The sequence below is a fragment of the Protofrankia sp. CiP1_Cm_nod3 genome, assembly GCF_982290655.1.
In genome coordinates this window covers 1,608-10,420 of sequence record NZ_CEVIVD010000003.1, presented here as the reverse complement: position 1 = coordinate 10,420, position 8,813 = coordinate 1,608, and the positions used below count along the sequence as shown (strand labels likewise).

The 8,813-nt window shown below is 72.0% G+C and carries 8 protein-coding genes; 1 reads left to right on the top strand and 7 read right to left on the bottom strand.

Going from position 1 to position 8,813, the window contains the following annotated elements:
* The 6 genes from nuoE to AC5LUJ_RS01525 all read right to left on the bottom strand — a co-directional run.
* The coding region (gene nuoE / locus AC5LUJ_RS01550; RefSeq protein ID WP_493464357.1) for an NADH-quinone oxidoreductase subunit NuoE at positions 1-665 on the bottom strand (665 nt) is incomplete at its 3' end.
* Positions 665-2,107, bottom strand: coding sequence for an NADH-quinone oxidoreductase subunit D (locus AC5LUJ_RS01545; protein ID WP_493464356.1), 1,443 nt, complete (start codon positions 2,105-2,107; stop codon positions 665-667). The genes nuoE and AC5LUJ_RS01545, both read right to left, overlap by 1 nt.
* A gap of 109 nt (positions 2,108-2,216) precedes the next feature.
* Positions 2,217-2,906 carry an NADH-quinone oxidoreductase subunit C gene (locus tag AC5LUJ_RS01540; protein WP_250286189.1) on the bottom strand — a complete coding sequence of 230 codons (690 nt, stop codon included), beginning with the start codon at positions 2,904-2,906 and terminating at the stop codon, positions 2,217-2,219.
* A complete protein-coding gene (locus AC5LUJ_RS01535) occupies positions 2,903-3,724 on the bottom strand; it encodes a NuoB/complex I 20 kDa subunit family protein (RefSeq protein WP_493464355.1) in 822 nt (273 codons plus the stop codon). Before AC5LUJ_RS01535 ends, AC5LUJ_RS01540 begins: the two co-directional genes overlap by 4 nt.
* The gene (locus AC5LUJ_RS01530; RefSeq protein WP_013875158.1) at positions 3,715-4,077 is read right to left on the bottom strand and encodes an NADH-quinone oxidoreductase subunit A; all 363 of its coding nucleotides are present in this window, start codon (positions 4,075-4,077) and stop codon (positions 3,715-3,717) included. The genes AC5LUJ_RS01535 and AC5LUJ_RS01530 overlap by 10 nt, the downstream gene beginning before the upstream one ends.
* Positions 4,078-4,580: 503 nt before the next feature.
* Positions 4,581-6,071 carry a geranylgeranyl reductase family protein gene (locus AC5LUJ_RS01525; protein WP_493464354.1) on the bottom strand — a complete coding sequence of 497 codons (1,491 nt, stop codon included), beginning with the start codon at positions 6,069-6,071 and terminating at the stop codon, positions 4,581-4,583.
* Positions 6,072-6,774: 703 nt separating this feature from the next.
* Here AC5LUJ_RS01525 and AC5LUJ_RS01520 point away from each other — a divergent pair.
* Entirely contained in the window at positions 6,775-7,494 is a 720-nt protein-coding gene (locus tag AC5LUJ_RS01520) for a dienelactone hydrolase family protein (protein WP_250286193.1), read from the top strand.
* 232 nt (positions 7,495-7,726) lie between these two features.
* Here the strand turns inward: AC5LUJ_RS01520 and AC5LUJ_RS01515 are convergent, their stop codons facing one another.
* Positions 7,727-8,545: a demethylmenaquinone methyltransferase gene (locus AC5LUJ_RS01515; RefSeq protein ID WP_445548776.1), complete on the bottom strand. Its 819-nt coding sequence runs from the start codon at positions 8,543-8,545 to the stop codon at positions 7,727-7,729.
* Positions 8,546-8,813: the final 268 nt, after the last annotated feature.

Below are 8,813 nucleotides of genomic sequence, written 5' to 3'. Positions count from 1 at the left end.
GGGGCGCCGCCGGCCGGGCCGGCGACCGTGGCGTCGGCGGTGTCCGTGACCAGCAGCCCGGCGATGGACGGGTCACCCACGCCCGGGCCGGCGGCCGCCTCGGGCCTCGGGTCGGGGAGGCCGGCGAGCTGCCGGGACGCCTCGGCGAACGTGCACAGCGGCGCGCCCCGGGTCGGGGCCGGCCGCTCGCCGCGGCGCAGCGCCTCCACGATCTCGCTCGCGGACTGCGGGTCGACCTGGTCGAAGAACTCGTAGTTGACGGTCAGCACCGGCGCGTAGTCGCACGCGGCCAGGCACTCGGCGTGCTCGAGGGTGATCGTGCCGTCCGCGGTGGTCTGGTCGTGCCCGACCCCGAGCTCCCGCGAGAGGCGGGCGTAGACCTCCTCGCCGCCGAGCAGCGCGCAGGAGAGGTTGGTGCACACCGACACCAGCCAGTCGCCGACGGGCCGGCGCTTGTACATCGTGTAGAAGGTGGCGACCGCGCTGACCTCGGCATGGGTGATGCCGAGCGCGGAGGCGCAGAACTCCACCCCCTCGGCGGTGACGCAGCCGTCCTCGGCCTGCACGAGGTGCAGCAGGGGCAGCAGTGCCGACCGGGAGTGCCCGGCCGGGTACTGTGCGATGATGTCCGCTGCCGCGGCGCGGGTTTCTTCGGTGAGCGGCACTACCGGTCAACTCCCCCCAGGACTGGGTCGACGGAGGCCACGCCGACGATCACGTCCGCGACCTGCCCGCCTTCGGTCATCGCCGGGACCGCCTGCAGGTTGACGAAGCTTGGTTCCCGGACGTGGACGCGGGACGGCCTGGTGCCGCCGTCGCTGACCACGTGGTAGCCCAGCTCGCCGCGGGGCGACTCCACGGCCGTGTACACCTGCCCGGCCGGCACCCGGAAGCCCTCGGTGACCAGCTTGAAGTGATGGATCAGGGCCTCCATCGAGGTGCCCATGATCGTACGGATGTGGTCGAGGGAGTTGCCCATCCCGTCGCTGCCGATCGACAGCTGGGCCGGCCAGGCGATCTTCTTGTCCGCGACCATCACCGGGCCGGGCTTCAGCCGGTCCAGGCACTGCTCAACGATCTTCAATGACTCGCCCATCTCCGCCAGCCGCACCAGGTAGCGGGCGTAGGAGTCGCCGTCCAGCGAGGTGGGGACCTCGAACTCGTAGGTCTCGTAGCCGCAGTACGGGATGGTCTTGCGCAGGTCCCACTCCAGCCCGGCGGCACGCAGCACCGGGCCGGTCACGCCGAGCGCGATGCAGCTGGCCGCGTCGATGTAGTTGACATCGACCATGCGGCCCTTCCAGATCGGCTGCCCCGACAGCAGGGCGTGATACTCCTTGATCCGTTTGGGCATGTCGACGAGGAACGCCTGGATGTCGCGGATGACGTCGTCCGGAAGGTCCTGGGCCAGCCCGCCGGGACGGACGTAGGCGTGGTTCATCCGCAGCCCGGTGATCGTCTCCAGGAGATCGAGGATCTTCTCCCGCTCCCGGAAGCCGAAGATCATCCCGGTGGTGGCCCCGATCTCCATGGCGCCGGTGGCCAGCCACACCAGGTGCGAGGCGATCCGCTGCAGCTCCATCACCAGCACCCGGATGACCGTGGCCCGCTCGGGGACCTCGTCGGTGATGCCGAGCAGCTTCTCCACCGCCAGGCAGTAGGCCGTCTCGTTGAACAGCGGCGCGAGGTAGTCGGCGCGGGTGAGGAAGGTGACCGCCTGCGTCCAGGTGCGGAACTCGCAGCTCTTCTCGATCCCGGTGTGCAGGTAGCCGATGACGACCTGGGTCCGGGTGACCGTCTCGCCCTCGATCTCCAGGACGAGCCGCAGCACCCCGTGCGTGGACGGGTGCTGGGGGCCCATGTTGACGGTGAGGCGCTCGGAGTAGTCCTCGCCGCCGATCACCTGCTCCCAGTCACCGCCGGTGACAGTGTAGACCCGCTCCCCCGCCGACTCGGTGAAGCCGGCCTCGTAGGCGTCGCCGTATCCGGGAGCGTCGTCGTACTCAGGAGCGTTGTTCTGTCCGGGAGCGTCGACGGGCGGTCCGGCGGATGTGGTGGGGCCGGCCGCGGCGGTGAACGCGGCTGACGTGTCGAACGTGTGGGTCATAACGAACCTCGTAGACAAAGACGACACGGGGTGGAACGCCGCCGCGGGCCACCGGCCACGGCGCTCATGCCGGACAGCGCACTCGTACCGGCTGTACCGGACAGGCTGGTCATGAATAGCTCCGGCGGCTGTCCGGGGCCGGTACCTGGGCGCCCTTGTAGTCGACCGGCACGCCGCCGAGCGGGTAGTCCTTGCGCTGCGGGTGGCCGACCCAGTCGTCCGGCATCATGATCCGCTCCAGGCCGTCCCGGCCGGAGAAGACGATGCCGAACAGGTCGTAGGCCTCCCGCTCGTGCCAGTCCGCGGTCGGCCAGACATCCATGACGCTGGGGACGGCCGGGTCGTCGTCGGCCACCGAGACCTCCAGCCGGACGCGGCGGCGCCAGGTCATCGACGTCAGGTGGTAGACGGCGTGCAGCCGGCGTCCGGTCGGGTCCTCGGGATAGTCCGCGCCGGAGACGCTGGAGAGCAGCTCGAAGCGCAGCTGCGGGTCGTCCCGCAGGGTCTGGGCGACCGCGGGCAGATGGTCGCGCCGGACGTGCAGGGTCAGCTCCCCGCGGTCGACGACCACCCGTTCGAGCGCGTCGGTGAGCTGCGGGAAGGCACGCTCGAGGGCGTCGTAGACGGCGTCGGCGTCGGCGTCGGCGAACGGCCGAGAGCTCGAGGTGAGCGCCGGCGGGTTGCGGACCAGGCCGCCGAAGCCGGAGGTGTCACCGGAGCCGGCGGCGCCGAAGGCGTCCTGCCGGCGCGGCCCGCCCTTGCCCGACGCCGCGCCGGCCGCCGGTACGAGCTCGCTCATGACGCCGCCTCACCGGTGGAATCGTCGTCCCCGGCGCGCCGGCCGGCTGGCCCGGCTGGCCCGGCTGGCCCGGCTGATCCGGTCGGCCCACCGGCCGACGGCAGGCGCTTGGCCCGGCCGAAGACCGAGCCCGGGGGGACGGCGGCCGGCCGCCGGTCGTCGAGGGACGGCTCGACCACGCCGGCCCCGGCCGGCGCCGGGGCACCCGCCGGCAGGCGGAACCGCTTGCGGTCGTTGACCGACAGCGTGTTGGTGTCGACAGCGCCGGCCGGCAGGCCCGCGCGCGCCGTGGCCACCTCGATCGGCTTCGGGTAGGGCGACTCGCCCACCTTCGTGTAGGCGACCTTGCCGGTGACCGTGCCGGCCAGGATCTTCTCGTGCAGCTTCAGGATCGCGTCCATGAGCATCTCCGGCCGCGGCGGGCAGCCCGGCAGGTACATGTCCACCGGGACGATGTGGTCAACGCCCTGCACGATGGCGTAGTTGTTGAACATCCCGCCGCTGCTCGCGCAGACGCCCATGGACAGCACCCACTTGGGCTCGGGCATCTGGTCGTAGATCTGGCGCAGCACCGGGGCCATCTTCTGGCTCACCCGGCCCGCGACAATCATGAGATCGGCCTGCCGGGGGCTGGCCCGGAACACCTCCATCCCGAACCGGGCGAGGTCGTAGCGGCCGGCGCCGGTCGACATCATCTCGATCGCGCAGCAGGCCAGGCCGAACGTGGCCGGCCACAGGGAGGACCGCCGTGACCAGTTGGCCATCTTCTCGACGGTGGTGAGCAGCAGGCCGCCGGGCAGCTTCTCTTCTAGTCCCATTCCAGGCCTCCCCGCCGCCACACGTAGGCGTAGGCGACGAAAACGGTCGCGATGAACAGCACCATCTCGACGAGCCCGAAGGTCCCCAGTGCGCCGAACGCGACCGCCCACGGATAGAGGAAGATGATCTCGATGTCGAAGACGATGAACAGCATCGCCGTCAGGTAGAACTTCACCGGAAAACGATGTGGGCCAACCGGCTCGCGCGGCGGTTCGATTCCGCACTCGTACGCGTCGAGCTTGGCACGGTTGTACCTCTTCGGGCCGACCAGCGCGCCCGTGATCACAGATCCGATCGCGAACGCCGACGCGATCACTAAAAGCACGAGGATCGGCACGTAGTTCGACAGCATGCCGAGCTCCTCTCTACAGGTCCGATGCGGGACGTGGCGGTTTTCGGTTGGCGGTTCTCGGTTGGCAGTTCTCGGTTGGCGGTTCCCGGCTCGCTGTCCCGGTTCGCGGCCGCGGGCTCACCGCCGGCCGCCGGGACACGACCGGCCGCCGGGACACGGCTGGCGCGGCTGGCGCGGCGAGGACGGCCGGCTCATGGCGCCGACACCGATCACGGTCACCGGCTGTCCCGACTCCGGTGGCCGGGTGCCGCCAGGGAGCCTACGCGACGCCCGCCCCAGACGCGCGGACCGGTTTCCCGGCGGCGATCCGGCGGGCGGAAAAAGCATGATCGGGCTGCCGTTGGCCCCCGGGACGAGTGGGCGTCCATGCACACCCGCCGCATGTCTGACCACAAACCGATGCTGTCGAGGCGTCCGCCGGCTGGCTCACCGGGCGCGGGCCGTGCGCCGGAAGACCGGGGCCTGCGTTCCGCCGGTGCCGCCACCATCCACCGAAGACCGCTTCAGGTCGCGGGCGCGAGCCGGGACATAGCGTTGATCAGGCGGTCCAGCGCATCACCCCCTCGCGGGTCGGTGAGATTCGCCAGCAGCTTCAGGGTGAAGCGCATGAGCGTCGGTCGCGGCAGCCCGTAGCGGGTCAGTATCCGCATGACGGACGGGTTCCCGATCAGTTCGACGAACACCCGCCCGAGTGTGTAGTAGCCGCCGTAGCGTTGCCGGAGAACGTCCGGGTACGCCTGCAGCGCCCGTTCCCGGGCCGGCCCCCGCGAGCGGGCCAGCGCCTGGACGGCCACTTCGGCCGCGAGCCGTCCGGACTCCATCGCGTAGGCGATCCCCTCGCCGTTGAACGGGTTGACCGTCCCGCCGGCGTCCCCGACCAGCAGCAGGCCGTCGCGGTAGTGCGGCGCCCGGTTGAAGGCCATCGGCAGGGCGCCGCCGCGGACCGGCCCGACCGCGTTCTCCGCGGTGAAACCCCACTGCGGCGGCAGCGCGTCGAGCCACCGCCGTAGCAGGTCCCGGTAGTCCGTGTGCTGGAAGGCGCTGCTGGTGTTGAGCATGCCGAGCCCGACGTTGCTCGTCCCGTCGCCCACCCCGAAGATCCATCCGTAGCCGGGCAGCAGCCGGGACGCGCCCGGCCTGCCCTCCCACAGCTCCAGGTGGGACTCCAGGTAGTCGTCATGGGTGCGGGGGCTGCGGTAGTACTGGCGCACTGCCACCCCCAGCGGACGATCCTCCCGGCGGCGGATGTCCAGCGACAGCGCCATCCGCGCGCTGTTCCCGTCCGCGGCGATCACCAGTGGGGCGCGGAAGGCCAGCGGCTGCCCACCGCGCGACGCCCTGGCCTTCACCCCGACGACCCGTCCGGTGCGCTCGTCGCGGATCGGGCCGGTGACGGTGGTCTCCTCCCGTAGCTGGGCGCCGGCCTTCTCGGCGTGCCGGGCGAGCAGCTCGTCGAAGTCGAGACGGGGCCGGACCAGGCCGTAGTCCGGCCAGTTCGCCAGCTCCGGCCAGGGCAGCTCGAGCCGCAGCCCGCCGCCGATGACACGCAGGCCTCGGTTGCGGGCCCAGCCGGAGCCGGCCTGGGCCGTACCGGCTGCGCCGGCCGTACCGGCCGTGCCGGCCGTGCCGGCCGTGCCAGTTGTACCGGCTGCGCCGGTTGTACTGGCCGTGCCGGCCACGCCGACGGTGCTGGCGGCGCCGGCCGCGCCGGCCGCCGGGCCCGCGACGGCACCGGCGCCCGCTGCCGTGCCGGTGCCGGTATCAGGACCAGCGCCCATGTCGGCGTCGCTGCCGGTGTCGATGCCCATCTCGATGAGGCTGCGCACGGCACGGGGGGTCAGCCCGTCACCGCAGACCTTCTCCCGGGGGAAGCGGGTCTTTTCCAGCAGGATGACGGCGAGCCCGGTCCGGGCCAGGTGACAGGCGGCCGCCGACCCGCCGGGGCCGGCGCCGACGACTATGACATCGGCATGCTCGGCCTGGACCGCTGTCATGATCACACATCTCCGGATCGCCGGTCGTATTCCCGCGTGCTGCGCTGCCGCCGCTCGTGAAGGTTTTCACGAGCGCAACGGCGAGTCTAGGCCCTGCGCCCGTCGGCGGCACAGGCGCCGGGATCGCACCGGCCTCCGCGTCGCACCGTCCGGCTGGCACATACGGACGACATCAGCCAAACAGCGAACAAACAACGGACAACAGCAGTCAATATTCACTGAAAGTAGTCATGTGAAACACTCCTTTTATCGGACATAACGTATATTCGGCTCTGCGTGACAATCACGGCCGACGATCGGCACGACCGGCAAAGTCATGGCACGACGGCCATGGCACGACCGGCAAAGTCATGGCACGACGGTCATGGCACGACGGCCAGCATGGCCGACCGGCACCGGGCCGTACGCTCCCGCCCTCGCCGGGCGCACGGAGTCGGCAGGCCGTCACGCCCCACGCGCCCACACGTGCCCACACGTGCCCGCGAGCGGCCCGGCTGACAGGCCGCCACAGACCGGCCGGCCGGTCTGCCCGGATCACCCACCGAATGGTGGACGCCGCACCGGACGGCCGTGGATGTGCCGGAACGACAGTGATTGATCCCGCACGCTGGGGTACTACGGAGCATGGGCCGCGCCGTCCCTGATGCGATCCTCTCGTAGAGCCGTACCCACACCGGATGCACCGGACAGGAGCAGAGCACAGATGAGCCGCGAGACCGTGACGCTGTCCACCGCGGACGGGCCCATGCAGGCCGCCGTCGCCCACCCGGCCGGCAGGCCTCGAGGCGGGGTCGTCGTCGTCCAGGAGGCGTTCGGGCTCACCGACCACATCGTGGACGTGTGCGACCGGTTCGCCACCGCCGGCTGGCGCGCCATCGCGCCGGCCCTCTTCCACCGGGTGGGCTCGCCGGTCTTCCCCTACGGCGGGGACTTCACCGTGGTCCGGCAGGCCATGGGGACGCTCAACAGCCTCGACATCCTGGAGGACGTCGACGCAAGCATGGCCCTGCTCGCCGACGAGGGGACCGCCGTCGGCCGCATCGCGGTGGTCGGCTTCTGCATGGGCGGGTCGGTCGCCACCATCGCGGCCGTCCACCGCCCGCTCGGGGCCGCCGTGAGTTTCTACGGCGGCGGGCTCGCCGAGGGCAGGTTCGGCGAGGCACCCCTGATCGAGATCGCGCCCCGCCTGCAGGCCCCGTGGCTGGGCCTGTTCGGCGACCGTGACCAGGGCATCCCGGTGGAGCAGGTCGAGGCCTTCCGGTCGGCCGCGCGGGACGCCGCCGTGCCCACGCAGGTCGTCCGCTACCCGGACGCCGAGCACGGGTTCCACTGCGACGCCCGGCCCGCCGTGTACAACGCCGCCGCCGCCGAGGACGCCTGGGCCCGCACCCTGACCTGGCTGGACGCCCACATCCCAACCTGACCACCCGGCCCGCCCGTCCAACCCGGCCACCTGGTCCAGCCACCCGAACCGACCGCCTGATCCGACCACCTGATCCGACCGCCTGATCCGACCACCTGATCCGACCGCCGGCTCCGGCCAGCCGCCCGGCCCGTCCGATCAGCCGGTCCGCCCGGCCTCTCGGCCCCGGTCGCGCCGGGGCCGCCGCCGGCCAGCCCGGTCAACGGGCCGGCCGGCCCGGCCAACGGGGCGGTCAGGCCGGGCGCCAGGCCCGGTGCAGGGCCACGATGCCGCCGGTGAGGTTACGCCAGCCCACCCTGGTCCAGCCCGCGCCGGCGATGCGGTCGGCCAGGGCCGCCTGGTCCGGCCAGGCCCGGATCGACTCGGCCAGGTAGACGTACGCGTCCGGGCTGCTGCTGACCAGCCGGGCGAGGCCGGGCAGCGCCCGCATCAGGTACTCCGTGTAGACCGTGCGCCACGGCGCCCAGGTCGGGCGGCTGAACTCGCAGACCACCAGGCGCCCGCCCGGACGGGTCACCCGCGCCAGCTCCGCCAGGCACGCCTCGACGTCGACCACGTTGCGCAGGCCGAACGAGACCGTCACCCGGTCGAAGGACGCCGCCGCGAACGGCAGCGCGAGCCCGTCCCCGGCGACCAGCGCCAGCGCCCCACCGCCGGGAACCGGCTCCGTGCCACCGCCGGGAACCGGCGTCACTGTGCCGCCGCTGGCCGCGGGCGGACGCTGGCCCAGGCGTTGCTGCCCGACCCGGAGCATGCCCAGCGAGAAGTCGCAGGCCACGACCGAGACGCCCCGGGCGGCGAACGCCCGTGACGAGGTGCCGGTGCCGGCGGCCAGATCCAGTACCCGCAGCCCCGGGCGCAGGTCCAGGGCGTCCGCGGTGGCGCCGCGCCAGGTGCGGTCCAGACCGGCCGAGAGCACCGCGTTGGTCAGGTCGTAGCGCCGGGCGACACCGTCGAACATGGCCGCGACCTCGTCCGGCCGCTTCTGAGGCCCGGCCACCCGTGCCGGGGCTCCACCCGCGGGGCCCGCGGGGCTCCTCGTACCTCGCATGCTTCTTCCCAGGCTCCCCGTAATTCTTTCCGGGACTTTCAGGCTCCCCGGGCTTCTCGGACCACCCGGGCCGCGCAGGGCCCGCGGTCCTAGCGAGCTCAGCGGATGTCGCCGGCCCGCCGGTCCTGCCGCATTTTCCAGATCCTCCCGACCGGCTGGGCTTTCAGGAAATTTTCGGCCTTCTGTTGTTTCCGAGCCCTCTCGGCTCTCCTGACTCCTCAGATCTTCCCGACCCCCTGGATTTTCCAGGTCTTCCAGGTCTTCTGGG

Coding starts and splice junctions, on each gene's coding strand:
- AC5LUJ_RS01545 (WP_493464356.1), bottom strand. CDS start 2,107: ATGACCCACACGTTCGACACGTCAGCCGCGTTCACCGCCGCGGCCGGC.
- AC5LUJ_RS01540 (WP_250286189.1), bottom strand. CDS start 2,906: ATGAGCGAGCTCGTACCGGCGGCCGGCGCGGCGTCGGGCAAGGGCGGG.
- AC5LUJ_RS01535 (WP_493464355.1), bottom strand. CDS start 3,724: ATGGGACTAGAAGAGAAGCTGCCCGGCGGCCTGCTGCTCACCACCGTC.
- AC5LUJ_RS01530 (WP_013875158.1), bottom strand. CDS start 4,077: ATGCTGTCGAACTACGTGCCGATCCTCGTGCTTTTAGTGATCGCGTCG.
- AC5LUJ_RS01525 (WP_493464354.1), bottom strand. CDS start 6,071: ATGACAGCGGTCCAGGCCGAGCATGCCGATGTCATAGTCGTCGGCGCC.
- AC5LUJ_RS01520 (WP_250286193.1), top strand. CDS start 6,775: ATGAGCCGCGAGACCGTGACGCTGTCCACCGCGGACGGGCCCATGCAG.
- AC5LUJ_RS01515 (WP_445548776.1), bottom strand. CDS start 8,545: ATGCGAGGTACGAGGAGCCCCGCGGGCCCCGCGGGTGGAGCCCCGGCA.